Origin of the sequence: Klebsiella sp. JN_Kp122 (assembly GCF_040062085.1) — a bacterium.
GTDB classification, from domain to species: domain Bacteria; phylum Pseudomonadota; class Gammaproteobacteria; order Enterobacterales; family Enterobacteriaceae; genus Klebsiella; species Klebsiella aerogenes.
The window spans coordinates 1-26,873 of record NZ_JBEAHW010000041.1 but is presented as its reverse complement, the minus strand read 5'-3'; the positions used below and the strand labels follow the sequence as shown (position 1 = coordinate 26,873).

At 58.6% G+C, this 26,873-nt stretch carries 20 protein-coding genes; 7 read left to right on the top strand and 13 right to left on the bottom strand.

Going from position 1 to position 26,873, the window contains the following annotated elements:
• Window positions 1-108: 108 nt before the first annotated feature.
• The 4 genes from sstT to ABLU78_RS16730 form a co-directional block, all read right to left on the bottom strand.
• Window positions 109-1,356 (bottom strand): serine/threonine transporter SstT, encoded by a 1,248-nt coding sequence (gene sstT, locus ABLU78_RS16745; protein ID WP_042897892.1) that lies wholly within the window; start codon window positions 1,354-1,356, stop codon window positions 109-111.
• A 267-nt stretch (window positions 1,357-1,623) separates the two neighbouring features.
• Window positions 1,624-2,592 (bottom strand): TerC family protein, encoded by a 969-nt coding sequence (locus ABLU78_RS16740; RefSeq protein WP_020077873.1) that lies wholly within the window; start codon window positions 2,590-2,592, stop codon window positions 1,624-1,626.
• Window positions 2,593-2,860: 268 nt separating this feature from the next.
• Window positions 2,861-3,850 (bottom strand): Gfo/Idh/MocA family oxidoreductase, encoded by a 990-nt coding sequence (locus ABLU78_RS16735; RefSeq protein WP_047740283.1) that lies wholly within the window; start codon window positions 3,848-3,850, stop codon window positions 2,861-2,863.
• A gap of 73 nt (window positions 3,851-3,923) precedes the next feature.
• Window positions 3,924-4,424 (bottom strand): M48 family metallopeptidase, encoded by a 501-nt coding sequence (locus ABLU78_RS16730; protein WP_015369584.1) that lies wholly within the window; start codon window positions 4,422-4,424, stop codon window positions 3,924-3,926.
• Window positions 4,425-4,494: 70 nt separating this feature from the next.
• On the opposite strand from ABLU78_RS16730, the gene rlmG reads away from it, so the two are divergent.
• Window positions 4,495-5,625 (top strand): 23S rRNA (guanine(1835)-N(2))-methyltransferase RlmG, encoded by a 1,131-nt coding sequence (rlmG, locus tag ABLU78_RS16725; protein WP_047039095.1) that lies wholly within the window; start codon window positions 4,495-4,497, stop codon window positions 5,623-5,625.
• 133 nt (window positions 5,626-5,758) lie between these two features.
• Here the strand turns inward: rlmG and ABLU78_RS16720 are convergent, their stop codons facing one another.
• From ABLU78_RS16720 to lsrR, 3 genes are all read right to left on the bottom strand, one after another.
• A complete protein-coding gene (locus ABLU78_RS16720; RefSeq protein ID WP_048229531.1) occupies window positions 5,759-7,780 on the bottom strand; it encodes an NADPH-dependent 2,4-dienoyl-CoA reductase in 2,022 nt (673 codons plus the stop codon).
• Between the two features lie 181 nt (window positions 7,781-7,961).
• Window positions 7,962-9,560, bottom strand: a complete 1,599-nt coding sequence (lsrK, locus tag ABLU78_RS16715; RefSeq protein WP_047055034.1) for an autoinducer-2 kinase — start codon at window positions 9,558-9,560, stop codon at window positions 7,962-7,964.
• Window positions 9,561-9,597: 37 nt separating this feature from the next.
• Complete coding sequence (lsrR, locus tag ABLU78_RS16710; RefSeq protein ID WP_020077877.1) at window positions 9,598-10,569, bottom strand: transcriptional regulator LsrR; 972 nt, start codon at window positions 10,567-10,569, stop codon at window positions 9,598-9,600.
• 218 nt (window positions 10,570-10,787) lie between these two features.
• On the opposite strand from lsrR, the gene lsrA reads away from it, so the two are divergent.
• From lsrA to lsrG, 6 genes are read left to right on the top strand one after another with little or no spacing between them, the layout of a single operon-like run.
• Window positions 10,788-12,275 carry an autoinducer 2 ABC transporter ATP-binding protein LsrA gene (gene lsrA / locus ABLU78_RS16705; RefSeq protein WP_048229529.1) on the top strand — a complete coding sequence of 496 codons (1,488 nt, stop codon included), beginning with the start codon at window positions 10,788-10,790 and terminating at the stop codon, window positions 12,273-12,275.
• Window positions 12,272-13,306, top strand: a complete 1,035-nt coding sequence (gene lsrC / locus ABLU78_RS16700) for an autoinducer 2 ABC transporter permease LsrC (RefSeq protein ID WP_015369589.1) — start codon at window positions 12,272-12,274, stop codon at window positions 13,304-13,306. The genes lsrA and lsrC overlap by 4 nt, the downstream gene beginning before the upstream one ends.
• Window positions 13,307-14,305, top strand: a complete 999-nt coding sequence (gene lsrD / locus ABLU78_RS16695; RefSeq protein WP_015703557.1) for an autoinducer 2 ABC transporter permease LsrD — start codon at window positions 13,307-13,309, stop codon at window positions 14,303-14,305.
• A 1-nt stretch (window position 14,306) separates the two neighbouring features.
• Window positions 14,307-15,308, top strand: coding sequence for an autoinducer 2 ABC transporter substrate-binding protein LsrB (lsrB, locus tag ABLU78_RS16690; protein WP_004144833.1), 1,002 nt, complete (start codon window positions 14,307-14,309; stop codon window positions 15,306-15,308).
• Between the two features lie 11 nt (window positions 15,309-15,319).
• The gene (gene lsrF, locus ABLU78_RS16685) at window positions 15,320-16,207 is read left to right on the top strand and encodes a 3-hydroxy-5-phosphonooxypentane-2,4-dione thiolase (protein WP_002917724.1); all 888 of its coding nucleotides are present in this window, start codon (window positions 15,320-15,322) and stop codon (window positions 16,205-16,207) included.
• The gene (gene lsrG / locus ABLU78_RS16680; protein WP_002917723.1) at window positions 16,204-16,500 is read left to right on the top strand and encodes a (4S)-4-hydroxy-5-phosphonooxypentane-2,3-dione isomerase; all 297 of its coding nucleotides are present in this window, start codon (window positions 16,204-16,206) and stop codon (window positions 16,498-16,500) included. Before lsrF ends, lsrG begins: the two co-directional genes overlap by 4 nt.
• A 40-nt stretch (window positions 16,501-16,540) precedes the next feature.
• On the opposite strand, the gene ygjK is transcribed toward lsrG, so the two are convergent.
• From ygjK to ebgA, 6 genes are all read right to left on the bottom strand, one after another.
• Complete coding sequence (gene ygjK, locus ABLU78_RS16675; protein ID WP_047055035.1) at window positions 16,541-18,892, bottom strand: alpha-glucosidase; 2,352 nt, start codon at window positions 18,890-18,892, stop codon at window positions 16,541-16,543.
• Window positions 18,893-18,909: 17 nt separating this feature from the next.
• Window positions 18,910-19,968: a protein YgjJ gene (gene ygjJ, locus ABLU78_RS16670; protein ID WP_045387442.1), complete on the bottom strand. Its 1,059-nt coding sequence runs from the start codon at window positions 19,966-19,968 to the stop codon at window positions 18,910-18,912.
• 13 nt (window positions 19,969-19,981) lie between these two features.
• Entirely contained in the window at window positions 19,982-21,415 is a 1,434-nt protein-coding gene (locus tag ABLU78_RS16665) for an amino acid permease (protein ID WP_015369594.1), read from the bottom strand.
• A 229-nt stretch (window positions 21,416-21,644) separates the two neighbouring features.
• Window positions 21,645-23,078 carry an amino acid permease gene (locus ABLU78_RS16660; RefSeq protein ID WP_348820609.1) on the bottom strand — a complete coding sequence of 478 codons (1,434 nt, stop codon included), beginning with the start codon at window positions 23,076-23,078 and terminating at the stop codon, window positions 21,645-21,647.
• Window positions 23,079-23,172: 94 nt separating this feature from the next.
• On the bottom strand, window positions 23,173-23,622 hold the full coding sequence (locus ABLU78_RS16655; protein ID WP_047079807.1) for a beta-galactosidase subunit beta: 450 nt from the start codon (window positions 23,620-23,622) through the stop codon (window positions 23,173-23,175).
• Window positions 23,619-26,711: a beta-galactosidase subunit alpha gene (ebgA, locus tag ABLU78_RS16650; RefSeq protein WP_048229526.1), complete on the bottom strand. Its 3,093-nt coding sequence runs from the start codon at window positions 26,709-26,711 to the stop codon at window positions 23,619-23,621. The genes ABLU78_RS16655 and ebgA overlap by 4 nt, the downstream gene beginning before the upstream one ends.
• Between the last annotated feature and the right edge of the window lie 162 nt (window positions 26,712-26,873).

Here is a 26,873-nt window from a genome sequence, read left to right as displayed (position 1 = left end):
CGATTTTGAGGCCACCAACACTGGCAGTTTCAGCCAGCATGGTGAATAAATTAAAGGCAGGCCGCACGTACCGTAGGTCGGATAAGCGTAGCGCCATCCGACAATACGCTAACTACGCAGGGCGTTCTTCGCCAGCTGTTCGTCTTCGGCCATACAGGCCGCGGCGGTGAACAGCGCATCGGTTGACGAGTTGAGCGCCGTTTCGCAGGAATCCTGCAGCACGCCGATAATAAAGCCGACGGCGACAACCTGCATGGCGACATCGTTCGGAATACCGAACATGTTACAGGCCAGCGGGATCAGCAGCAGCGAACCGCCTGCCACCCCGGAAGCGCCGCAGGCGCACAGCGAGGCCACTACGCTCAGCAGCAGCGCCGTCGGTAGATCCACCGGAATATTCAACGTATGTACCGCCGCCAGCGTCAGCACGGTGATAGTAATCGCCGCGCCCGCCATATTGATGGTCGCCCCCAGCGGAATAGATACCGAATAGGTATCGCGATCCAGATTCAGCTTCTCGCACAGCGCCATATTCACCGGAATGTTGGCGGCGGAGCTGCGGGTAAAGAAGGCGTAGACGCCGCTTTCACGCAGGCAGGTCAGCACCAGCGGATACGGGTTACGGCGGATTTTCCAGAATACCAGCAGCGGGTTAATCACCAGTGCCACCAGTAGCATGCAGCCGATCAGCACCAGCAGCAACTGGGCGTAGCCCCACAGGGTATCGAAACCAGTCGTAGCCAGCGTTGAGGAGACCAGGCCAAAAATCCCCAGCGGCGCAAAGCGGATCACCAGCTTGACGATAAAGGTCACCGCGTGCGAGACGTCGTTAATCAGGTTTTTAGTGCTGTCGTTACCGTGGCGCAGCGCGAAGCCCAGCCCCACCGCCCACACCAGAATACCGATATAGTTGGCGTTCAGCAGCGCGTCGATAGGGTTAGCCACCATGCTCATCAGCAGCCCGCGTAGCACCTCTACAATCCCCGATGGCGGGGTGATGCTGTCCGCCGCGCTGGTCAGATGCAGCGTAGAAGGGAAAACAAAGCTAAACAGCACCGCGGTGAGCGCCGCGCTGAAGGTCCCCAGCAGATAGAGAAACAGAATCGGGCGGATACTGGTTTTTTGTCCGTGCTGATGGTTTGCGATCGACGCCATCACCAGCATTAATACCAGCACCGGCGCGACGGCTTTCAGCGCGCCGACGAACAGCGTTCCCAGCAGCCCGACCGCGATAGCGGCCGGTTTCGAGACCAGCGCCAGTATCACGCCAAGTACCAGTCCCAACAGGATTTGTTTCACCAGACTGCCCTGCGCCAGGCGCTGCAGCAGCCCCGACGGGCGGGTTTGTGTTGTCATAAATCATTCCTTCCAGTGATGTAGCAGTCCATCCCGGCGACGTATTATTTGTTACGTTTATGTCCGGATGTAAATGAATGTTTGCATGGTCGAGTATACGGAAAGAACGCGAGGGAGGAAGCGTATTCTACTGTTTCTTGCACGCCGATCTTATTTTTTAACTATATATTAACGTTTTTGTGACATGGATAAAGATTATGCGCGGGAAAGCTAACGCAGGGCAGCGTATCCCGGCCAGATACACAATATCTGGCCGGGAACAGGGGGTTATTGCAGCTGTTTCTTCTTATCGTTCTGTTTGTTCACCCAGGCGTTAATCAGCAGCGTCGCCGCCAGGATACCGCCCACCACGCCGAGGGAAACGGCGATCGGAATGTGGTAGAAATCGACGATTAGCATCTTGATACCGATAAACACCAGGATCACCGACAGACCATATTTCAGCATCGAGAAGCGTTCGGCCACGCCCGCCAACAGGAAGTACATCGCACGCAGGCCGAGAATCGCAAACAGGTTAGAGGTCAGCACGATAAACGGGTCGGTGGTCACCGCGAAAATCGCCGGGATGCTATCAACGGCGAAAATCACGTCGCTCAGCTCAACCAGGATCAGCACCAGCAGCAGCGGCGTGGCGAACAGCACGCCATTTTTACGGGTGAAGAAGCGCTCGCTCTCGATTTTATCCGTCATCCGCAGATGGCTGCGGATCCAACGCACCAGCGGCTTATCGCCGATCCCGGAATCATCTTCTTTCGCCAGCGCCATTTTCACCCCGGTAAACAGCAGGAACGCGCCGAACACGTACAGTAGCCATTCGAACTGCGAAATCAGCCAGCTGCCGGTGAAGATCATAATGGTACGCAGGACAATCGCCCCGAGGACGCCATACACCAGTACCCGGCGCTGTAGCGCAGGCGGCACGGCAAAGTAGCTAAAGAGCATTAGCCAGACGAAGACGTTATCGACCGCCAGTGATTTTTCGATCAGATAACCGGTGAGGAAGGCTAACGCCTGCGGATCGGCGACGGCGCGGCCCTGCGTTTGCACCAAATACCACCAGAAAGCGGCGTTAAACAGCAGGGAGAGGGTGACCCACAGGATGGACCAACCGGCGGCCTGCTTCATGGTCATGGTATGCGCACCGCGCCTTCCCTGAAGCAGTAAATCGATCGCCAGCATGATGACCACGACTACAGCGAATCCGCCCCATAACAACGGCGTGCCGACACTATTCATTGCGTTATTCCTTACATAAAAACAAAACGGCTGTCGTCGAAAGACGGCAGCCGCTGCGCTTTTATGCATAGACCTCGCCTTCCGGCAAGGTCTCACTTACAACAAGAGCGGACATGGATCCTTGGTCTTGTTGCCCGGCGACCGGATGCGGTTTTGCACGCATCGTAATGACGATCGACCGGCCAGGAAGTTACTCCCCTTTGCACGTAACAAAGTATTACAAGTTATAAAGGGCGTCAATGGAGGTCGAGGGCCCATTTACACTCCTTTACTCCACAGGCTGAGTATCCGCCGGGAAGACCACGCCGGTCTGGCGACGGATTTCGCTAAGCAGTTTTGCCGTAATGCGGCTGACTTCAAGCCCTGGATGAGCGACGTCGTTGGTTTCCACCAGCCGCGCGAACGCTTCCGCTTCATACAGCATAGTATTGATGTGCTGAGGCTGGGTGAGATCCTGCGCTTTTCCGCCGCGTGGAATAAAGGCCACCTTCTGGCATTCGGAGATTTTCTCAATCACCAACGCGCCTTCTTCACCCTGGATTTCGCTAGGGATAGTGGAGTCGCTGACCTTCGAGTGGTGCAGGGTGACATCGAAATCGCCGTAACTCAGCACTACCGTGCCCTGGCCATCAACACCGCTTGCCAGCAGGCTGGCGCTGGCATGGACCGCTTGCGGTTCGCCCCACAGCGCGACCGCCGAGGCGAGGCAGTAAAAACCGATATCCATAATCGAGCCATTGGAAAAGGCTGGGTTGAAGGTATTTGGATTTTCGCCGTCGAGATAGCGCTGGTAACGTGAAGAGTACTGACAGTAGTTGATGAAGGCTTTACGTAATTTGCCCACTTTATCGAGCGCTTCGCGCAGCAGCAGGAAGTTGGGCAGGCTGGCGGTTTTGAACGCTTCAAACAGCACCACGTTGTTTTCTTTAGCCACGGCAATCGCCGCTTCAACCTCTTGCAGGTTCGATGCCAGCGGCTTTTCGCAAATCACGTGCTTTTTATGGCTCAGGAACAGGCGAGTTTGCGGGAAGTGCAGCGAGTTCGGGCTGGCAATATAGACCGCGTCAACGTCAGGGCTCTGCGCCAGTTCATCGAGCGAGGTAAACAGATGCTCGACCGGGTAGTCATTAGCGAAAGCTTGCGCCTGTTCAAGGCTGCGGGAATAAATCGCGGTGAGTTTAAATTTACCGGTTTCATGGGCGGCATCGACAAACTGCTTAGTAATCCAGTTTGTGCCAACAACTGCGAAACGTATCATAAACGTTGACGAACTCCGTTAAAGGGGACCTTTCGTCACTCTAGCACGCCATGATGACAAAACGAGTGCGCTATCACGCAGAACGGTTTAACGAAAGGTGCGTCAGCCACAGGCGGGTATCGAACTCTAACTGGTGATACTGCGGCTCCATATGACAGCACAGCTGATAGAAGGCTTTGTTGTGATCCTTCTCTTTTAAGTGCGCCAGTTCATGAACCACGATCATGCGCAGAAACGCTTCCGGCGCGTCGCGAAACACCGTCGCTACGCGGATTTCCGCTTTGGCTTTCAGTTTGCCTCCCTGAACGCGGGAAATGGCGGTATGCAGACCAAGCGCGTTCTTCAGCACGTGGATTTTACTGTCGTACATCACCTTATTGATTGGCGCCGCCCCGCGCAGATAGCGGGCCTTCAGATCCTGGGTGTATTGATATAACGCCTTATCGCTGTTGACATCATGCCCCTGCGGATAGCGCTTTTGCAGTACCTCGCCGAGACGGTCTTGCTCGATTAAGGTGGTCACCTGCGACAGCAGCGATTCGGGGTAGCCCTGAAGGTAAGGTAGCGTGTTCATGGTGAAAAAAGTTTACTTCTCCGGAGAATTGAGCGATAACACGCGCGAATTTTAGCATTTCGGAGGGGCGATGAGCCAGGTAGAGTTAAACGGTGAGTTATTCACATTAGAGCGGTTCCCACCTAACGCTGAAGAAGAAGCGCTTCAGGCATGGGAAGCGGCGGATGAATATCTGCTGCAACAGGTGAATGACGTCGACGGCCTGACGCTCATCTTCAACGACGGCTTCGGCGCGCTCTCCTGCGCGTTGGCGGAGCGCAACCCGGTCAGCATCAACGATTCCTTTATTTCCGAGCTGGCGACCCGCCACAACCTGCGGATGAACGGTATCGATGAAGAGAGCGTGCGTTTTCAGGATAGCCTGAGCCCGCTGTCGGCCGCGCCGGCGCTGGTGCTGATTAAGGTGCCAAAACAGCTGGCGCTGCTGGAACAGCAGCTGCGCGCGCTGCGCGAAGTGGTGACGCCGGAGACCCGCATTATCGCCGCGGCGAAAGCCCGAGATGTGCACAACTCGACGCTGGCGCTGTTTGAAAAAATCCTCGGCACTACCACCACCTCGCTGGCGTGGAAAAAAGCGCGTCTGATCCACTGCGTTTTCACGGCCCCCAAGCTTGCCGATGCGCCGCAAACCTACAGCTGGAAGCTGGACGGTACGCCGTGGACCATCCATAACCACGCCAACGTTTTTGCCCGCAGCGGCCTGGACATCGGCGCGCGTTTCTTCCTTCAGCATTTACCGTCTGATTTAGAAGGCGAGATCGCCGATCTCGGCTGCGGCAATGGGGTGATTGGCCTGCAGGCGCTGGCGCAAAATCCAAACGCCAGCGTGATGTTCACCGATGAGTCGCACATGGCGGTGGCTTCCAGCCGTTTGAACGTCGAGCGCAACCTGCCGGACGATATCGCACGCTGTGAATTTATGGTCAACAATTCGCTTTCCGGCATTGAGCCCGACCGCTTTACGGCGATTCTGTGTAATCCGCCGTTCCATCAGCAGCATGCTATTACCGACCATATCGCCTGGCAGATGTTTAACGATGCCCGCCGCAGCCTGAAATACGGCGGCGAGCTGTACGTCGTCGGCAACCGCCACCTCGATTACTTCCGTAAGCTGAAGCGCGCTTTTGGTAATTGCACGACGATTGCGACGAACAATAAGTTTGTCATTTTGAAAGCAACGAAGGTGCGTAAGCAGCGCTGATTCTTGTTGTTGTTTCCCCCCGGCTTGCGGCTGTCGCCTTAGCCGGGCTACCGACTGTCGCCTTAGCCGGGCAACCGTTCGGGATTATCGTGGTAGCCCGGGGAAGGCGCATCGCGCCGCCCCCGGGACACGGCTAAATCGCCAGCGCCAGTTTTGTGCCCTGGGCAATCGCCCGGCGCGCATCCAGCTCCGCCGCCACGTCGCAACCGCCGATGAGATGTACCGTTTTCCCCGCCGCGCGCAGCGGATCCGCCAGCTCGCGGCGCGGTTCCTGACCGGCGCAGATCACCACCTGATCGACCGCCAACAGTTGGCGCTCGCCGCCGATAGTGACATGTAATCCTTCATCATCGATCTTTTCATAGCTGACCGCCGGGATCATTTTCACGCCGCGCGCCAGCAGCGTCGCGCGGTGGATCCAACCGGTGGTTTTGCCGAGCCCTTCGCCCGGTTTGCTGGCTTTGCGCTGTAGCATCACAATCTGTCGCGGGCTTTTACTCAGTTGTGGGCCTTCAACACTCAGCCCTCCCGCCGTTTGCAGGCTGGTATCGATACCCCATTCGCGGCAGAACTCGCCGATATCCTGGCTGGTGGCCACGCCCGACTGGCTTAAATACATCGCGGTGTCGAAGCCGATGCCGCCGCAGCCGATAATCGCCACCTTCGCGCCAACCGGCGCTTTATCACGCAAGACATTAAGGTAGCTCAGCACTTTGGGATGATCGATCCCGTCGATCGCCGGCAGGCGCGGGGCGATACCGGTGGCGAGGATCGTCTCATCGAACGCCAGCAGATCGTCTGTCGTGACGCGGGTGTTCAGGCGTAGATCGACACCATGAAGATCGAGCATGGTGCGGTAGTAACGCAACGTCTCGTGAAACTCCTCTTTGCCGGGGATCTGTTTGGCGATATTAAACTGGCCGCCGATCTCCGGGAGCGCATCGAACAACGTGACATGGTGACCGCGGGCGGCGGCGTTAACGGAGAAGGCCAGACCGGCCGGCCCGGCGCCGACGACCGCCAGCCGTTTAGGCGCGTTGGCAGGCAGGACCGGCATCAGGGTTTCATGACAGGCGCGCGGGTTGACCAGACAAGAGGTGACTTTGCCGGCGAAGATCCGATCGAGACACGCCTGGTTGCAACCGATGCAGGTATTGATCTCCCTGGCGCGATCGCGCTGCGCTTTCGACATAAATTCGGCGTCGGCGAGGAACGGGCGGGCCATCGATACCATATCGGCATCGCCGCGGGCGAGAATATCCTCTGCGACCTGCGGATCGTTGATGCGGTTGGTGGTGATCAACGGGATCGACACCGCGCCTTTCAGCTTGCGGGTGACCCAGCTGAAAGCTCCGCGCGGTACCGGCGTGGCGATGGTCGGAATGCGCGCTTCGTGCCAGCCAATCCCGGTGTTGATAATTGTCGCCCCCGCCGCTTCAATCGCTTTGGCCAGTTCGGTGACTTCCGCCAGCGTGCTGCCGTCGTTGACCAGATCGAGCATCGATAGGCGGTAGATGATAATGAAATCGTGGCCGGCGCGCTGGCGTACCGCCTTAACCACCTCTACGGCGAAACGCATGCGCCTGGCATAATCGCCGCCCCATTGGTCGTCGCGCTGGTTGGTGCGCGCGGCGAGAAATTCGTTAATCAGATAGCCCTCAGAGCCCATCACTTCGACGCCGTCATATCCCGCTTCACGCGCCAGCTGGGCGCAGTGGGCAAAATCATCGATCAGCGTCAGGATCTCATCGTGGCTCAGTTCATGGGGTGTAAAACGGTTAATCGGCGCCTGTAGCGCCGAAGGGGCTACTAGCGCGGGCTGGTAGCTGTAGCGCCCGGTGTGCAGGATCTGCAGGGCGATTTTGCCGCCTTCCTGATGTACCGCGTCGGTAATATGGCGATGGTGGGCCAGATGGCTGGCATCGTTGAGTAGCGCGCCGCCGGCCATGGTGACGCCAGAGGGCGCCGGAGCGATGCCGCCGGTGACGATCAGCGCCACGCCGTGACGGGCGCGTTCGGCGTAAAAGGCCGCCAGCCGCTGTGCGCCGTCCGGCAGCTCTTCCAGCCCGGTGTGCATTGAGCCCATCAACACGCGGTTTTTGAGCGTTGTGAAGCCCAGCTCAAGCGGGGCGAAAAGCGACGGATAGCGGCTCATAGTGGCTTCCAATGTAAAATTATTGTTATGTGGTCGGATGAGTTACTAATTTAGCCGTCGCGGAGAAAAAGGGAAAAGGGGAGTGCGGTGATTGTGATGGGATTCAAAGAACGGAAATCGTTGTCCCTCACCCCGGCCCTCTCCCAAAGGGAGAGGGGGAAAGGCGGATCGGTACCGGTGGTTAGGGTGACGGGGAAGACGCTACGCGCTGGCGGCGCTCCAGGCCCGGTGCCTGCCACATCGATGTTGTCAGCCCGCTATCGACAAGGCCAAGCTGATCGGCGTACACCGTCTGCCACTTGCTCATCATCTCCTGATACAGCTCGCGATGCTGCGGATTTGGGGTGAACTCGCGGTGCCAGCTCACTAACCGTTCTCCTGTACTGGCCATATCGCCATACAGTCCGGCGCCGGTTCCGGCGGCGATGGCGCAGCCCAGAGCGGTGGCTTCGCGGACCACCGGCACCCGCACCGGCAGGCCGGTGACGTCGCTGAGGATTTGGCTCCACAGCGCGCCTTTAGAGCCGCCGCCGGCAAACACCAGGCTCTCGAATGTCACCCCGGAGAACTGTGAAATCTGCGCCAGGTTGCAGGCGGAGACAATCGCCGCGTTCTCCTCCAGCGCGCGGAACAGGGTCGCTTTGTTGCACTTCTCCGGATCGATGGAGAGGTTAATAAACGACGGCGCGGCGTGGTACCACTGCTTAAAGTGCATGGCGTCGGAAAAAATAGGCATCACGCCATGGGAACCGGCTGGCACGCGGCTGGCCATCTCTTCCAGTAGTGAATAGGCATCAACGCCGAGCCGCTCGGCAATCAGTTTTTCTTCAGCGCAGAAGGCGTCGCGGAACCAGCGCATGGTCAGCCCGGTAAAGAAGCTGATCGATTCCGCCTGCGCCATGCCGGGAATGACATGAGGATTAACGCGAATATTCATCTGCGGATCGGTACGCACCTGCGGCAGGTTGACCACCTGCTGCCAGAAAGTGCCGCCGAGTACTGCAGTTTGCCCGGCGCGCACCACCCCAAGGCCCAGGCAACCGAGCTGGACGTCGCCGCCGCCCATCACTACCGGCGTCCCGGCGCGCAGGCCGCTCTGCTGTGCCGCCGTTTCGGTGACGGCGCCCAGCAGGGTACCGGTCTCTTTGACCGGCGACAGCATATCGGCGCGCAGCCCGGCCATATCCAGCAGCGCCGGACGCCAGTCGCGGCTGAACAGGTCGAGCATGCCGGTGGTGCCGGCGTTTGACGGGTCGACCGCCAGCTCGCCGGATAGCTTCGCCGCCAGCCAGTCGCTGATCATGGTGATGGTTGCCGCTTTGCGGTAGATATCGGGGCGGTGGTGCGCCAGCCATAGCAGGCGCGGCATGGCGCTAAGCGCCAGGGTTTGTCCCGAGACCTCGTATACCTCGGATTCAAAACGATAGTCGTGGATCTCCTTAAGCTCCGCCACTTCGCGGCTGGCGCGGGCATCGACGTTGGCGCAGGCCCAGATGGCCTCGCCGTCGCGGTCATAGAGGACGATCCCTTCGCGCATCGAACAGCAGGCGACGGACTGAATATCGGCGGCAGAGAGCCGGGCGGCATCGAGCGCCTGGCGAATGCACTGGCAGGCCAGCTGCCAGTTGGTGGTAAGGTCGAACTCCATCGAGCCGGGGACGTTATCGACGCTCAGGTGTTTCCATTCGGCCTGGCCTACCGCCAACTGGCGCCCATTAAGATCGAAAATGACCGCCCGAATGCTGCCGGTCCCGGCATCTAACGCTAACAGGTAACTCATGACATGCGCCTCGCTGTTGTCGCGCGGCGCCAGGCCGTCAGGAGGCCAGTGCGAGCACCGCGCGTGCTGTTGTCTCTTCCGTTACCAGGCCATTAATGCGCTTGCCAATCAGAGCGGCATGAATCGCCTGCGCTTTTTGTTCTCCCCCGGCGACGCCGACAATGGTTGGCAGCTGCGCCAGCTCATCAAGGGTTATGCCGAGCAGTTCCCGATGGATCTCCAGTCCTTCTACCGGCCGGCCGTCGGCCTGCAGGAAATAACCTAAAATGTCGCCGACCGCGCCTTTGCGCGCGTACATCAGCTGTTCGCCCTCGCTGATATAGCCGGAGCGTAAAATAGTGGCGTCGCGCCGCTGATCGATGGCGCCAATGCCAACCACCGCCGCGTCCGCCGCCGTCGCCGCCAGCATCACGTCGCGCACGCTCGACTCGCGGCGCAGGATCTCGGCGACCTCCGCCGAAGAGACCCGCAGCGGCGCCGGAATAATGCTGACGCTGCAGGCGGCATCAAGCTGGCCGATGCCGGTCATATAGGGGCCGACGCCGCCGGAGAGGGTCACCAGCCGCACCTGCTGCGAGCCGATAAAGCCGCTGAGATGCTGCAGGCAGCTCATGGTGGCTTCGCCGAAACCGACTGCCAATAATTGCCCCGGTTGCAGAATGCCCATCAGCGACTGCGCCGCGCCGATACCCAGCCGGGTATTCATCGGCGGGGTGTTGAGCGCCGGCAGAACGCGGGCAATCTTGAGGCCAAAACGCTGCTGGAGTTCACTTTCCAGCGCCAGACAGCCCTCATAGCGCGAGTTGATCTGCACGCGGATCACCCCGGACTGGCGGCCTTTCTCCAGCAGACGGGAAATCTTCAGCCGCGGCAGCCCCAAACGCTCGCCGATGTCATTTTGCGTCAGGCCGTCGTGGTAGTAGCACCACGCCACCCGCGCCACCAGCTCTTCCTCGGCTAACGCCAGCCCGGCGTAGCGGTTCTCTTCCGTAATGCGTTTTTCGCTCATAAATTGAACTCTTATAAAAATTTAGATCATATGTTCGCTATTGCGCGGTCGGAAAGTGTGAGCCGACTGGCAAAACGGATCTTTCATCGCTGGCCCATTTTTTCCTGACGATCTAAAGCACCAAAGTGTGATCTTCGCACGGTTGTAAATATAGTTCACCGTCTACGCTTTTGAACATTATTAAATTTAAAAATCATTTGTTCAATCGAGGCGCGATGATGAAGCCACTGCTTGAAGCTCGCCAGATTTGCAAACAGTTCTCCGGCGTTGCGGTGCTCAAGGGCATTGATTTCACGCTAGGCGCGGGCCAGGTGCATGCGCTGATGGGCGGCAACGGCGCGGGTAAATCGACGCTGATGAAGATCATCGCCGGCGTCGAAACGCCGGATAGCGGTGAACTGACGATCGGCGAACGCGCGTTTGCGCGCCTCAATCCGGCGCTGGCTCATCAGTTAGGCATCTATTTGGTGCCGCAGGAGCCGATGCTGTTTCCCAACCTCAGCGTGCGCGAGAACATTCTTTTCCGCCTGCCGAAGCGGGCGGATACCGCCGCGCGGTTGCAGGACAAACTGCAGCGGTTGAACTGCCAGATCAACCTCGACGCCAGCGCCAGCACGCTCGAGGTAGCCGATCAACAGATGGTCGAGATCCTGCGCGGGCTGATGCGCGAGGCCAGGATCCTGATCCTGGATGAACCCACCGCCTCTTTAACGCCGGGTGAAACCGAGAGGCTCTTTAGCCAGATCCGCGCGTTACAGGCGCTGGACGTTGGGATCGTCTTTATCTCACACAAATTGCCCGAAATCCGCCAGCTTGCCAGCCATATTTCGGTGATGCGCGACGGCGCGGTGGTGCTGAGCGGCGAGACCGCGGCATACCGCGACGAGCAACTGATTAACGCAATGACGCCGGTCAGCCGCGACCATGCGCTGAGCGACACGCAAAAGCTGTGGCTGTCGCTACCGGGCAACCGCCGTACTCAACCGCAGGACTTTCCCGTGCTGCGGGTGGAAGATCTTACCGGCGAAGGCTTTATCGATCTCAATCTGGAGATCCGCGCCGGAGAGATCGTCGGTCTGGCCGGGTTGGTGGGATCCGGGCGCACCGAATTTGCTGAAACCTTATACGGCCTGCGTACACCGCGCGCCGGGCGGATCTGGCTGGAGAACCGCGAGATTAGCTGCGACAGCACCCGCGCCAGGTTGGCCAGCGGGCTGGTCTATCTGCCGGAAGACCGCCAGGTCTCGGGGCTGTTTCTCGATGCGCCAGTGCGCTGGAACACGGTGATGTTCAATCAGCCGTCGTGGTGGCAGCAGGGGAAACGGGAGGCGGCGGTGGTTGAACGCTATCACCGGGCGCTGGGGATCAAGCTGGCCGATGGCGATCAGCCGGTGCGCACTCTCTCTGGCGGCAACCAGCAAAAAGTGCTGCTGGCGCGCTGTCTGGAAGCTAATCCGTTACTGCTGATTGTCGATGAGCCGACGCGCGGCGTGGATGTCTCCGCCCGCGCCGATATCTATCAACTGCTAAAAAGCGTTGCCGCGCAAAACGTGGCGGTGCTGATGATCTCTTCCGATGTGGATGAGTTCGTCGGCCTTGCCGACCGGGTGCTGGTGATGCATCAGGGCCGCTACAGCGGCGAGCTGGCGCGGCAGGCGGTGACCGTCGATCGCATGATGACCCTGGCCTTCGGAGGACAGGCATGAAAACGTTACTGAAGAATCGCGAACTGAGCGCCTTCTTTGCCATCGTGGCGCTCTTTGTCGTGCTGGTGGCGCTCAATCCAGCCTATTTCAGCCTGCAGACCCTGGCGATGATTTTCGCCAGCTCGCAGATCCTCTGCCTGCTGGCATTGGGCGCGACGCTGGTGATGCTGACCCGCAATATTGACGTGTCGGTAGGTTCGACCGTTGGGCTGTGCGCCATCGCCGTCGGCGTGGCGCTGAACTACGGTTACGGGCTGGCGACGGCTATCGCCTTCGCGCTGGCGATTGGCGCGCTGGCCGGAGCTTTTAACGGCCTGCTGGTGGTGGGGCTGCGCATCCCGGCGATCGTCGCGACGCTCGGTACGCTGGGGTTGTATCGCGGGGTGATGTTGCTGTGGACCGGTGGGAAATGGATCGAGGGTTTGCCCGACAGCCTGAAATCGCTCTCGGAGCCCGCGTTTATCGGCGTGTCGCCGCTGGGCTGGCTGGTGCTGGCGCTGCTGCTGGCAGGCGGCTGGCTGTTGTCGCGCACCGCATTCGGTCGTGATTTTTACGCCGTTGGCGATAACCTCGCCGCCGCGCGTCAGCTGGGCGTGGCGGTCAACCGCACGCGGATGCTGGCCTTTACTCTCAACGGTATGCTGGCGGCCTGCGCCGGGATCGTCTTCGCCGCGCAGATTGGTTTTGTGCCTAATCAGACCGGCAGCGGCCTGGAGATGAAAGCCATCGCCGCCTGCGTGCTGGGCGGGATCTCGCTGCTCGGCGGTACCGGCACGTTGCTTGGCGCGTTTCTCGGCGCCTTTTTCCTCACCCAAATTGACACCGTACTGGTGCTGTTCCGCCTTCCCGCCTGGTGGAATGACTTTATCGCCGGCCTGGTGCTGCTCGGCGTGCTGGTGCTCGATGGCCGCCTGCGCCAGGCGCTGGCCCGCCATCAGCGGGCGCTGAAGTACAGCCGTTTCCAGCCAGGTAACAAAGGAAGCAAACAGGTTGCCCGCTTTCCCGAACGCAAAAGCAAAGAGGTGGCTTAAATGAAGCTGAAGCTTAACTGGGAAAGCGCGCTGCTGGCGTTGCTGATCGCGGAAATCCTGCTATTCGGCACCTTGAATCCGCGCATGCTGGATATCAATATGCTGCTCTTTAGCACCAGCGACTTTATCTGCATCGGCATCGTCGCGCTGCCGCTGACGCTGGTCATCATCAGCGGCGGGATCGATATTTCGCTGGGCTCGACCATCGGCCTGTGCGCCATCGCCCTCGGGGTGATGACCCAGGCGGGCTGGCCGCTGTGGCTCGCGGTATCGCTGACGTTGCTCTTGGGGCTGCTGTGCGGGTTATTCAACGCCGCGCTGATTCACTACACCGGCATCAGCCCGCTGGTGATCACGCTTGGTACGCTATATCTGTACGGCGGCGGTGCGCTGTTGCTTTCCGGGATGGCCGGCGCGACCGGTTACGAGGGGATTGGCGGTTTTCCCGATAGCTTCACCGCCTTCGCCAATTTAACCCTCGCCGGACTGCCGCTGCCGCTGGTGCTATTCGCGATTATCACCTTTTTCTTCTGGCTACTGGCCCATCGCGGGCGCTTTGGCCGCCACCTCTTTTTACTCGGGCAAAACCCGCGCGCCGCGCGCTATGCCGCGCTGTCGGTGAACGGCATCCCGTACGTGCTGTATGGCCTGGTGGGCGTCGCCTCGGCGGTCGCGGCGCTGGTGATGGTCTCCTATTTCGGCTCGGCGCGTTCGGATTTGGGCCGCGACCTGCTGATGCCTGCGCTGACCGCGGCGGTGCTCGGCGGGGCCAATATTTACGGCGGCTCGGGATCGATACTGGGTACCGCGCTGGCGGCATTGCTGGTGGGGTATCTGCAACAGGGTTTACAGATGGTCGGCATCCCCAACCAGGTGTCGAGCGCGCTGTCAGGGGCGCTGTTGGTTGTGGTGGTGATGGGGCGTTCGCTGAGCCTGCACCGTGAATGGGTGCGCGCGACCTGGCGGCGTCTTTTCTCGCATAAAACAATCGGAGCATAAAATGAAATTAAAACTGATCGTGCTGGCGCTGGCGATGAGCGTAGTCACCGCACAGGCGGCGGACCGCATCGCCTTTATTCCTAAGCTGGTCGGCGTCGGCTTCTTTACCAGCGGCGGCAACGGCGCGAAAGAGGCGGGGAAAGCGCTGGGCGTGGATGTCACCTATGACGGTCCCACCGAGCCCAGCGTCTCCGGCCAGGTGCAGCTTATCAATAACTTCGTCAACCAGGGCTACAACGCGATTATCGTCTCCGCCGTCTCGCCGGACGGCCTGTGTCCGGCGCTGAAGCGGGCGATGCAGCGCGGGGTGAAAGTCCTGACCTGGGATTCCGATACCAAGCCGGAGTGCCGCAGCATCTATATCAACCAGGGTACGCCGCAGCAGCTCGGCGGCCTGCTGGTCGAGATGGCGGAAAAGCAGGTCAGCAAACCTGCCGCCAAAGTCGCGTTTTTCTACTCCAGCCCGACGGTGACCGACCAGAACCAGTGGGTGAAGGAAGCCAAAGCCAAAATCGAAAAAGAGCATCCGCAGTGGCAAATCGTCACCACCCAGTTTGGCTATAACGATGCCACCAAATCGCTGCAAACCGCCGAGGGGATCTTAAAAGCGTATCCGGATCTCGACGCCATTATCGCGCCGGATGCCAATGCGCTGCCGGCGGCGGCGCAGGCGGCGGAGAACCTCAAGCGTCAGGGCGTGGCGATCGTCGGCTTTAGTACTCCGAACGTGATGCGCCCGTACGTTGAGCGCGGCACGGTGAAAGCGTTCGGCCTGTGGGATGTGGTTCAGCAGGGCAAAATTGCGGTTAACGTCGCCGATCGATTGTTGAAAAAGGGCGATCTTAACGTCGGCGACAGCGTTGAGGTGAAAGATATCGGCTCGCTGAAGGTCGAACCGAATAGCGTGCAGGGCTACCAGTATGAGGCGAAGGGCAACGGTATCGTGCTGCTGCCGGAGCGCGTGGTGTTCAGCAAAGAGAACATCAACAACTACGACTTCTGACGGAGGAAAAGATGGCTGATTTAGACGATATCAAAGAGGGTAAGGACTTCGGCATCGACCGCCCGCAGCAGAATACGCTGTATACCCTGAAAGGCTGTGGTTCACTGGATTGGGGCATGCAGTCACGGCTGGCGCGCATCTTTAATCCGCACAGCAACCGCACGGTGATGCTGGCCTTCGATCATGGTTACTTCCAGGGGCCAACCACCGGGCTGGAGCGTATCGACCTGTCGATTGCGCCGCTGTTTGCCGACACCGATGTGCTGATGTGCACCCGCGGCGTACTGCGCAGCCAGGTACCGGCGGCCACCAATAAGCCGGTGGTGCTCCGCGCCTCCGGCGGCAATTCGATTTTGAGCGAACTCTCTAACGAATGCGTGGCGGTGGCGATGGAAGACGCGCTGCGTCTCAACGTTTGCGCGGTGGCGGCGCAGGTCTATATCGGCAGCGAATACGAACATCAGTCGATCAATAACATCATCAAACTGGTGGATGCCGGCAATCGATACGGTATGCCGGTCCTGGCGGTTACCGGCGTCGGCAAAGAGATGACCCGCGATGCGCGCTACTTTTCGCTGGCCAGCCGGATTGCCGCCGAAATGGGGGCGCAGTTTGTGAAGACCTATTTCGTTGAGGAAGGCTTTGAAAAAGTGACCGCCAGCTGTCCGGTGCCGATCGTTATCGCCGGCGGTAAAAAACTGCCGGAGCATGAGGCGCTGGAGATGTGCTGGCGGGCGATCGACCAGGGGGCGTCCGGGGTGGATATGGGGCGCAATATCTTCCAGTCCAGCGCCCCGCGCGCGATGCTGAAGGCGGTGAAAAAGGTGGTGCATGAGAATCTGAACGCGCGCGAAGCGTATCAGTTCTGGCAGGAAGAGAAACAGGGAGAGCTGAAATGAATGTGACGCTGGTGGAGATCAATATTAAACCCGAGCGGGTGGATGAGTTTCTTGAGGTGTTTCGCGCCAACCACGAAGGCGCGCTGCAGGAGCCGGGCAACCTGCGCTTTGATGTCCTGCAGGATCCCGAGGTGAAAACCCGCTTTTTTATCTACGAAGCCTATAAAGACGATGAGGCGGTGCTGGCGCATAAGAAGACGCCGCACTATTTAGCCTGCGTCGAAAAGCTGGAGGAGATGATGTCGCAGCCGCGGCAGAAGCGCAGCTTTATCGGCCTGTTACCGCAGGTGTGAGGTTCCCTCTCCCCTGTGGGGAGAGGGTTAGGGGAAAACGCTACGGCTTACGGAAAAACTCGTTATACAACATATATAAATGCGCCGCGCTCCACGAGAAGTTGGGCGCCCCCTGCTGGGCGCCGGTCAGCGGATTGTAGTTCTCCTGAATAGGGCCATCGGCGGTTAAGCCTTTGGCGTGCTGGAAGAAGGCGTCCGCCAGCTTCAGCGCCTCATCGCGATGACCGTAGCGCTCCATTCCCTTCAGGCCGAACCAGAACTGATCCACCCACACCCGTCCGCGCCAGTAAATATCGGCGCCAAAGGCCGGGTTGGTCAGCGCGGCGGTACCCAGCGGCACAAAGGTGTTGAACTCTTTCGGGTCGAGCATCACCGAAACCACATCGTCAGCATGTTGCTGCGTCGCCGCACCGTTAAACAGCGGCGACCAGCCTTCCGGCCCTTTGCCGCGCTCGACGATCGGTTTACCGGCGCAGCCGTTGGCCTGCGGTTGTTCTTCGATACGAATGTCGTAATAGAAGCGAGTCTGTGGGTCGAACATGCAGGTATTGATATAATCCGCCAGCTTCGCCGCCAGCGCCTGATAGCGCTTTGCCTCTTCCGCTTTGCCAAGAATGGTCGCCATCTGCGCCAGATAGTGGTTATCGCTGTACATATAGCTGGCCTGATCGACCGATTCCTGGAGCAGCGAATACCCCAGCAGGTTGCCGTCGCGGTCACGGTTTTCGGCGAATTTCACCGTCCAGTCGCTGCGTTTGCCGCCGTTGGTGACGTATTTATCCAGCTGTTCTTTATCGATAAAACCAAATACCGCCGCATCGTCGCGCCCGGACTCCCACGACGCCGCTACCTGCGCCGGAATTTCGAGGCTGTCGTAATCGCCTTTGGCCGTCACCTGCTCGTAGGCGCGAAGGCCCGAAAGCGTCTGCTCGGTTTGCCCTTTTTTCACCGTGAACAGCATGGCGCCGTCGGCGGTGTTGTGCGCCTTATCGCGGGTCGCGCCATATTCCGGCACGCCGTTACCGTTATGGTCGCGGTTGCGTAGCCACCAGTCGTGATAGGCCACCAGCTTCGGATACATCTCTTCCAGCCACGCTTTATCTTTGGTGACGTTATACACCTCCATCACCGACCAGGCCGCGAGGCTTGGCTTGGTGTTGCGTTCGTTCCAGTTGCCGCCGTCGCCGCCGCGCTCGGGGCTCAGGTTCCAGGCAATCAGGTCGGGCACAAATCCGGCATCCTGCGGGCGCACCTTATCATTGGCTTTAATCTGCCAGGAGAAGACGGCGCGGATATTCTCTTTGGCGATATCCGGGTTGAAGTGGGCCATGGCGTAGGCCTGTTTCCAGGTATCCCACGGCCAGGTCTGGTTGCCGGAGAACCAGCGGCCGGTCACGGATGGAGTGACGGTGTGGTAATGCACCGCGCCGCCCGGCGCGCGCCAGTTGCCGTTGAGCGTCTCAATAGCTTTCACCGCCACGCGGGTCTGTTCGGCGGTAGCGTCGGGGTTGCTGAGCCCTTTTTGCAGATAACCGTCCCAGCGCTGTTCGGAGGCGGTGAGATAGTAAGCCGGCCGCGCCAGAATATCGCGGATCTGCGCTTTTTCCCGCCGCGCTTGCTCCGCAGTGAGTAGGTGCGAATAGGTGGTGTAGAGGGTGGTGGAGCCGCGGATCTCCGCGCTGCTGGTAAAGCGGTGGCCGTCGATACGGGTCTCGGTTACCAGCGAACGGTGGATCTGATACTGCGATTCGCCGGAGGTCATCAGGTCGGAGGCGGCGCGAACCTTGCCAAAGCTGGCCGTCAGGCCGTCGGGCGTGGCGCTCAGACGGCGCTGATAGTCCGGGAAGGCTTCATCAATGGTTTTGTCCGATAGCGCTTTACCCTCTTTGGCGGCCAGTTTTTCCAGCAGTTCGCCATCCCACACCAGCTTTAGCGGAGTGTTGCTGGTGATTTTGGTCTCCAGCAGTGAAGTGTGGGCGCTGGCGAAGCGCAGCGTCATCTCCACCTTCACGCCGGGGGCGGTCAGCGTTTGTTTCAGCGCGCCCGGCAGGCTCCAGGCCTGCAGGGTGAAATCGACCTTTTTGCCGTTCTGATACACCGTCAGGCGATCGAAGTTGGTGGCCATAAAGTTGATGTACTCTTCGGTCAGCAGCGCCGGGCCGGGGAAGCCGCCCATGGTCGCCGGGCCGTCGGGCAGCAGGTGGCCGTGCCACGCCCCGAGGTCGAAAAAGGGGTTGAAGCGCTGGTGGTCATCGGCGTCGAAATCCTGCATATACTGCGGCGCGCCGCTGCGGTCGATGACGTTTTTAAACGCCTGCGCGGTGACGGCATGGGCGGAAAAACTCAGCATCAGCGCGCAGGCCAGCGGCGTCAGCGTAGTGGTGAAGTTCATGGTATCTCGGCTCCTTGTTACCAGTAGAAGTATTGCATCAGGAAAATTTTGTCGCTCGGGTCGCCGCTGGCGTTGCTGGTATAGAAACGGCTGTCGGCGGCGGTGGCGAAACGCCCGCCGCCATATTCGTACCAGATGCCAAATTGCATAAACGCGGTGGTTTCATCAGCGGCGTGGTCCGGGCGGTGTTTGGCGTAGCTGTATGCGGTGGATAAGTAGAGCCCGCTTAATGCTTCATACATGGCGCTGGCCATAAAGCCGGTTTCGCTGCCGGGGACATCCAGCCCTTTGGCGCGGCCGGTATGGTGCCAGGCGCGGAAGGCCAGATTGGGCGACAGAACGCCGGTCAGGAATAGCTGCCCGGTGCCGTCGGTCACTTCAAGGCCGTTCATCCAGGTGACGTCTTTGACGATGTCGTACTGTACGTAGCCGTTGATCATCGCCGGATAGGTGTACTTATCGTCATAGCGGTCATATTTGCCGAAGTGCAGCCAGGCCTTGCTTTCATCGTGATGCCCGGCCGGCGTGGCGGTGACGCTATAGCGGAAATCGCCGCTGCGGTTTTGTACCTTCAGCGCGTACATGATGTCGCGGGTATTGGGGATCACGTAACCCAGATCGGGGGTAAAGTCGCCCCACCACTGCAGGTCGTCCAGCGACGAGTCCTGGCGCAGGCTGAGCATGATCTCGGTGTTGTTATCGGTTTTATAGCCGCCATAGAGGCGGTTAAGGCCGCCTTCCACGCCGCCCCAGCTGTGGCCCGGCGTCCAGGCATTGCCCTGGCTATCGGCCTGTACCGTCCAGGCTTCGCCGTAGATCAGCCCGAACCAATGGCCGTTTTTGACCTCCAGCCCGCCCTCGATATAGGTGCCATCGCTGTATTTATGTTTGTCCTCGCCTTCTAAATCCATGTATCCGCCAACCCCCAACTCGCCGTAAAAGCGATAGGAGGTGGTGGTTAATTCCGGCGTTTTGGTATCGTCGTGCTCGGCCGGATGGACAGTCTCAGCGGCCGCCGCAGGGGCGCAAAAAGCCAGGGCAACGAGTGCCCCGTATAAGTAAGAGTTAGTTTTCATTTTTTTAAGGTATTTAAGAGGTATGGGAAGCCGGAGCCGCTTCTATTTGTTGTTGTTCCTGGGTTAATCCTTTGACGTATCTGCTGTATTTCCACCACGCGAAGCCAAGGAAAATCACGATCCCGCCGACGTTGTAGAAAATGATGGTCAGGATGTTGCCGCCGGTTGGGAAGGTTGAGGCGACGAAACCGATGGCGAAAATCACAATCAGCATGGATACCACCACGATGCCGGTAGTACGCGAGCCCATGCGGAAATCGCGCGGCAGATGGTCGAGCTTGCGGCGCAGGTTGAGGTAGGCCAGCATGATGAACAGCGGCGGCAGCATGGAAGCGGCGGCGGTCATGTTGATGATGGTGTTCATCAGATCCTGCACGGTGTTGGATCCCAGCGTCGGGATAATCATCAGCGGAATGACGATCAGATACTGGATCCAGGCTGCGCGCGCCGGGACGCCGTTCTCATTGAGCTCGACGGTTTTTTTACCAAAGATGCCGGAGGGGATTTCCGAGAAGAAAATTTTAACCGGGGTGGCGGTCCACATCAGCAGCGAGCCAAACATCGCGGTAAACGAAACGAGGCCGACGAAGCGGTTCATCAGAATTTCCGGCAGGCCAAAGTAAGCCGCCAGGCCGTGGAACACCTGCACCGATCCGCCGGTAAACTTCAGCTCTTTACTGCTGACGAAGACGTTGATCAGCACGGAGGAGATCGAGTACAGCACGCCGATGAAGATCCCGGCGAGGATGATCACTTTGACGAAGGATTTCGAGCCGCCTTTCACATCGTTGACGTATACCGCCACCGATTCCGCGCCGCCCGCCGCCATAAAGATCCACGTGGTAATACCAAGGAACGCCCAGTTGAAGTTAGGGATCATCGCCTCGACGGTGATCGGATCCGCTGGCTGCACGCCGCCCACCAGCGCGGTACCGGCCAGCAAAATATAGGAGAGCGTCAGCAGCAGCATCAGCGATGAGGTAACGGAGGTGATAGGCCCCAGCATTTTCGCGCCGTTGGTGGAGATCCAGGTGGAGAAAGCGAACAGCGCCATGCTCAACACGGTGGTGGCGAACGGCGTCAGAATGTATTCGTAGCCGAGGAAGGCGTAAGAGGCATAGGCGATCACGCGCGGCAGCAGCGAGGTGAAGAAAAACAGGTTTACGAACCAGTAGGTATAGGCGGTGATAAACGCCCAACGGCCGCCGAGCGAACTCTTCACCCAGGCGTAAACCCCGGCCTCGGAGTTTTTATTCAGTGACACGAACTCGGCGATAATCAGGCAAAACGGAATGAAGTAGAACAGGGTAGCGAGGAAGAACATCGGCGCCGACGCCAGCCCCAGTTCGATATTGTTGTTGATGACGTTATTGAAACTGTAAACGGCGGCAAAGGTCAGCGATAACAGGCCGAACTTGCCGATGGTATTACGTTTAGTATCAGACATAACACATCTCCACACATTGTCCTTCAGAGGGTCGCTGAAGGGGGTTGTGTTGTTTGTAGGGTAGAGGTAGTTAAGATTTAATGTCGATTTTAGTAAAAGTTTTAGTAAATAGAAGTAAAGAAACCGAATAGCTTTAACTCGATCACGAAAAAGGTTGAGTAATACGTAATCAGGCGAGGGATAAAAAAATCCCGCCAGCCGACGAGGGGCTGACGGGACGACAGGAACGTTATTTACCGGCGGCGGCAGCGTTAACCGGCGCCGCGGCGCGCAGACGTTGCTGCTTTTTTTCAAAGCGGGTGATCCACCACCACGCCAGGCCGGAGAAGACCGCGGTCATAAAGACGTTGATAAAGAAAGCGTTAACCAGATCGACGCCCGGCGGGAAGGCGGAAGCGGTCATGCTAACCACGAAAATCACTATCAGCATCGATACCGCGCTCATGCCCACTTTCCTTGAGCCCATACGGAAGTCGCGCGGCGTGTCATCGTGTTTCCAGCGGAAGACGAAGTAGGCGGCCATGATGAACAGCGGCGGCAGCATGGCGGTACCGGCGGTGAGATTAATGGCGGTGTTCATCATCTGCTGCACGCTGGCGGAGCCGAAGCCGTTAACAATCAACATCAGGAAAACGAACAGGAACTGCCACCAGGCGGCGCGTACCGGCACGCCGTGGGCGTTCAGCTCGGTGGTTTTCTGGCCGTAGATACCTTTCGGGATTTCCGAGAAGTGGATTTTGACCGGCGCGGCGGTCCACATCATCATGCTGCCGAAGATGGCGATAAACAGAATGATGCCGACGAAGCGGCCCATCAGCGCTTCAGAAATGTGGAAGTAGGCGCCGAGACCGGTAAAGATTTCCACCATTCCGCCGGCGTAGGTCAGGTTTTCACGGGCAACAAAGACGTTAACCAGCAGCGAACCTAAGGCATACATACCGCCAATCAGCACCCCGGCGGTGATGATGACTTTAATAAAGGATTTCTGCCCGCCCTTGGTGTCGTTGAGGTAGGCGGCAACGGTTTCCGCGCCGCCAGCGGCCTGGAAAATCCAGCACATGATACCGAGCGTCGCCCAGTTGATGGTCGGCTCCATCGCCGCCAGGGTAATCGGCTGCGCCGGGACGTGACCGGAACCCAGTGCGGTCAGCGCGCCGACGACGTAAATCGCGAACAAAGCGAACACGCCGTAGGCCACGCATTCGGAAATTTTACCCAGCCAGGTCGCCCCTTTGGTGGATATATGGGTGGCCATGGCGAACAGCACGATGGAGATAAGCGAGGTCACCATCGGCGAGAAGGGGATCGCGTACCCGGTGATCGCGTATGAGGCGTAGGCCACTACGTTCGGCAACAGCGAGAGGAAAAAGAACAGGTTCACAAACCAGTAGAGGAAGGAACCAAGATAGGCGGCGCGGGTACCCAGCGGCTGCTTCAGCCACGCGTACATCCCGGATTCGGAGTGTTTATTGGCCGAGACGAATTCGGCGATGATAAACACGAACGGGATAAAGTAAACGATAGTGGCGAATAAGAAGATAGGCGCGGAACTGAGACCTAACTCGATGTTATTATTGACGATATTTCGCACGTTAAAGACGGCGGTAAAGGCCATCGATAGCAGCGCGAACTTGCCGATTTTGGCACGTACAGACTCGGACATACGTCCTCCAATCATTCATCTACCCGTCTTAGCGGGCTGGAACCGAAAGGCCAACGGGCGTACCCGTTGACCTCCCTTGTCGCTTAACGCGGGTTTACTTATTGAGGAAGTATCCGTCTTCAACCGTGACTCGCAGCACCACTTTTTTTACCGGCGCATCGCAGATAAAGCGGTAGGCTTCGTCGATATCGCAAATCACCATCTGCCCTTCGTGAACCTTCACCGTTTCACCGATCCCTTTCAGGTATTCGCGATCGGTTTCGTCGCGGTAGCAGGCCACGGTTTGCAGATTTTCTTTGGCGGCAAACTCGATTTTCTGCTGACCTTGCAGGTAATAGTGAACCTCAAAGTAGCGGCGGTTGCCGACAAATAGCGCATCGGTCGTACTATCGGTTTCCACCCGATAGGAGAGCGAATCGCCAATGGAATGCGCCACGCCCGGGCGGATGTTGTTGATGTTATTGATGGCTTCCACGCAGCGCTGCCATTTGCGGCCGCTATGATAAACCTGCTTAAACTGTTCTAAATTATCGAGAATTCTCATTGTTCAGCCTCGCTGTGTGCAACGGGGGAAAAGAAACCGGCGCCGAAGCTATGGTTCGCCAGTACCTGCGAGGTGCCGCATCCGCCCTCCAGCGGCAGCAGCGTAAAGCCATAGTTAAAGGTGTTGAGCCAGACGCGCCAGCTATCCAGCACTTCGCTGCCCCAGGAGTTGGAGCCGAGGCCGAGCAGTTGTGCATCGATATTCAGGGTGATGTCATCGCTGCGCTGCAGTTCGTTGCAGTGCTGGGCGGCGTGCAGGTTTTCTGCCGTAAAGTGCCATGCGCTGACGTTGAGCGGATTGCGCGGAACGACCAGCAGACCGCTGCCGTGGCGGTCGCTGAACGATGCCCAGCGCACGTGCTGACGATTAGCGTTGTTCTGCGGGAATGGATAATTGACGAACATATCGTCGACGGTGGTATGCCAGATATCAATGATGTTGCTTTGCTGGCTGTCGGCGTAGTTCTCGCCCGGCCCGCGGCCATAGTAGTTCACCTGGTCGAACTCACCGTTAATGCCCAGCATAAAGCCGATGCACGGGACAATGTGTGGATAGTCGCCGTAGCGCTCGCCGGCCAACTCAACGTTGATGTGGCCCTGCGGGGTAATCTGCCAGCGATAGGTACAGCGCATACCGAAGTCGAACACCGGCGGCGCAATCACGCTGCGGGTGGTGATCACCACCGTTTCGCCCTCTATTTCAGCGCTGAATTCGCGCAGATGCTCCTGCATTATCTGCAGGTGGGCCGGCTGCCACAGTCCTTCGTATTCCTGTTTATGGTTATCAATCATGGGCTTGAAGAAGTTAATCTTCGGCTCGCGGGTTACCTGGTCGACGCCGTTGACCTGCCATTCGCTCAGTTTGCCGCTAACCTTGCTGAACACCACGCGGAAGTTATGGCCGCAGATGGTGTAGCTGAGGCGTTCATCGACAATCTGCAGCGGCGTGGCGCTGGCGTTTAACAGCGGCGTTCGCGCGGCGGTTCGCGCTTTAAGCGGGAACTGATAGACGGCGATATCGTGATTGGCTTCGCTATACGGGGTGCGCGAATCTTTGGTCACCATGATGTTGACGAAAGCTTCACGCTCGTCGAGCTGCGGCAGGGCGATTTGCAGGTCGCGGCCGCTGTTCGGTGCCAGGTCTTTCACTTTCAGCAGCTGACTGGAGAGCGTTTCGCCTTCGGCGCGCACTTCAACGCGCAGGGTGTAGTCATCGAGAGTGGAGAACCACAGTTTGTTTTCCACCCGCAGTTCGCCGCGGCAGATATCCCGCGCCTGTACTTTCACCGGGGCGATGACCTGTTTATATTCGCGCAGGCCCGGCCCCGGCGTCTGGTCGGAGAAAATCAGCCCATCGAGGCAGAAGTTGTAATTGTTCGGGTAGTCGCCATAATCGCCGCCGAATTTGTACCACACCGCGCCGTTTTCGTCGGTGGCCTGAATACCGTGGTCGCACCATTCCCACACGTAGTGGCCCTGGATGCAGTCGTGCTGGTAGAAGACGTTCTGGTATTCGGTTAAACCGCCGGGACCGTTGCCCATCGCATGGGCGTACTCACAGATAATGCGCGGTTTTTCATGTGGATGTTCGCCAAATTCGTTCATCAGCGGCACGCGGGTGTACATGGTAGAGATGATATCCACCACTTCGGCGTCGCGATCCTCTTCGTAGTGCACCAGCCGGGTATCATCCAGCGCTTTGGTGGCGTGGTACATGGCGCGGATGTTGCAGCCGTAGCCGGATTCGTTACCCAGCGACCAGATGACGATCGACGGATGGTTTTTCTGCGCGTGCACGTGGCGCACGATGCGCTCAACGTAGATGTGTTCCCAGGCCGGGTCGTCGGTGATGGCGCTGAGGTTGCCGACGTTGGCGAAACCGTGGGACTCCACGTCGGTTTCCGCCATCACGAACAATCCGTAGATGTCGCACATTTCATAGAAACGCGGGTCGTTCGGATAGTGAGCGGTGCGTACCGAGTTGATGTTGTGCTGCTTCATCAACAGCAGATCTTTTTCCACGCGATCCATGCCGACCGCGCGGCCTTTCAGATGGTCGTTATCGTGGCGGTTCACGCCGTGCAGCATTACGTAGCGGTTGTTGATGTAGAACAAGCCGTCACGCACTTTGATATCGCGGAAACCGACGCGCTGCGGAATGATTTCCAGCACCTCGCCGGCGGCGTTCTTTAACGTCAGCACCAGATGATAGAGATACGGGCTTTCCGCCGACCACTGCTGCGGCGCGCTCACATCAATTGTGAAGCCGGTATTTAGCTGCTGGCTGACCTGCAGTTGACCGACGTTGCCCGAATAAAGCGCTTTTTCGCCGTCGAACAGGGTATATTCCAGCGTTGCCGCCGCCGTCTGCGGAGCCAGGTTTTCCAGCGTCAGCTGGCAGGAGAGGGTCGCGTCGATGTAGTCATCGTTAAAATCGGTGCGCACGGTGAAATCCTGCACGTGCAGCGGATTTTTCCCCACCAGATAGACGTCGCGGAAAATGCCCGCCGACCACCACATGTCCTGATCTTCAATATAGGTGGAGTCCGCCCACTGCATCACGCGCACGCACAGCAGGTTGTCGCCGGTTTTCACCGCCGCGCTGATATCGAACTCGGCGGTCAGGCGGCTGCCTTTGCTAAAGCCGATGTACTGGCCGTTAACGTAGACTTCGAAATAGGTTTCGACGCCATCGAATTTAATGATGGTTTGTTTGCCCTGCCAGCCGTCGCCGAGGGTAAACAGGCGCTGGTAGGCGCCGGTCGGGTTATCGGTCGGAACATAGGGCACGTCGATGGGGAAGGGGAAACCTTCGTCGGTGTACTGCAGCTGGCCGTGGCCTTCCATCTGCCACATGCCCGGTACGGTAATCGGCCCCCACTCGTTCTGATAGCATGAGGTAAAGCTCTCCGGTACCAGCAACGGGTTGGTGAAGAAGCGGAAGTTCCACTGCCCGCTGAGGGACAGGAAGCGGCTGCTGGTTTCGCGGGCGAAGGTCCGCGCCTGGGCCAGTGAGTCGTAAGAGAAGAAATACGCCCGCGGCGGCAGCCTGTTTTCATGAGTGAGTTGAAGGTTTTCCCAGCGATTCATATCGCCTCCCTGAACGGCTTAATAAGATAAAACTCATTTTAGTAAAACTTTTACTAAATAAAATCGCCAGGGATGATTTACTTTAACTCGATCACAAAATGAACCGCTTTGTGTCGGGTAGCGGCTTCGCCTTACCCGACCTACAGAATGGCGTTCCGGGCA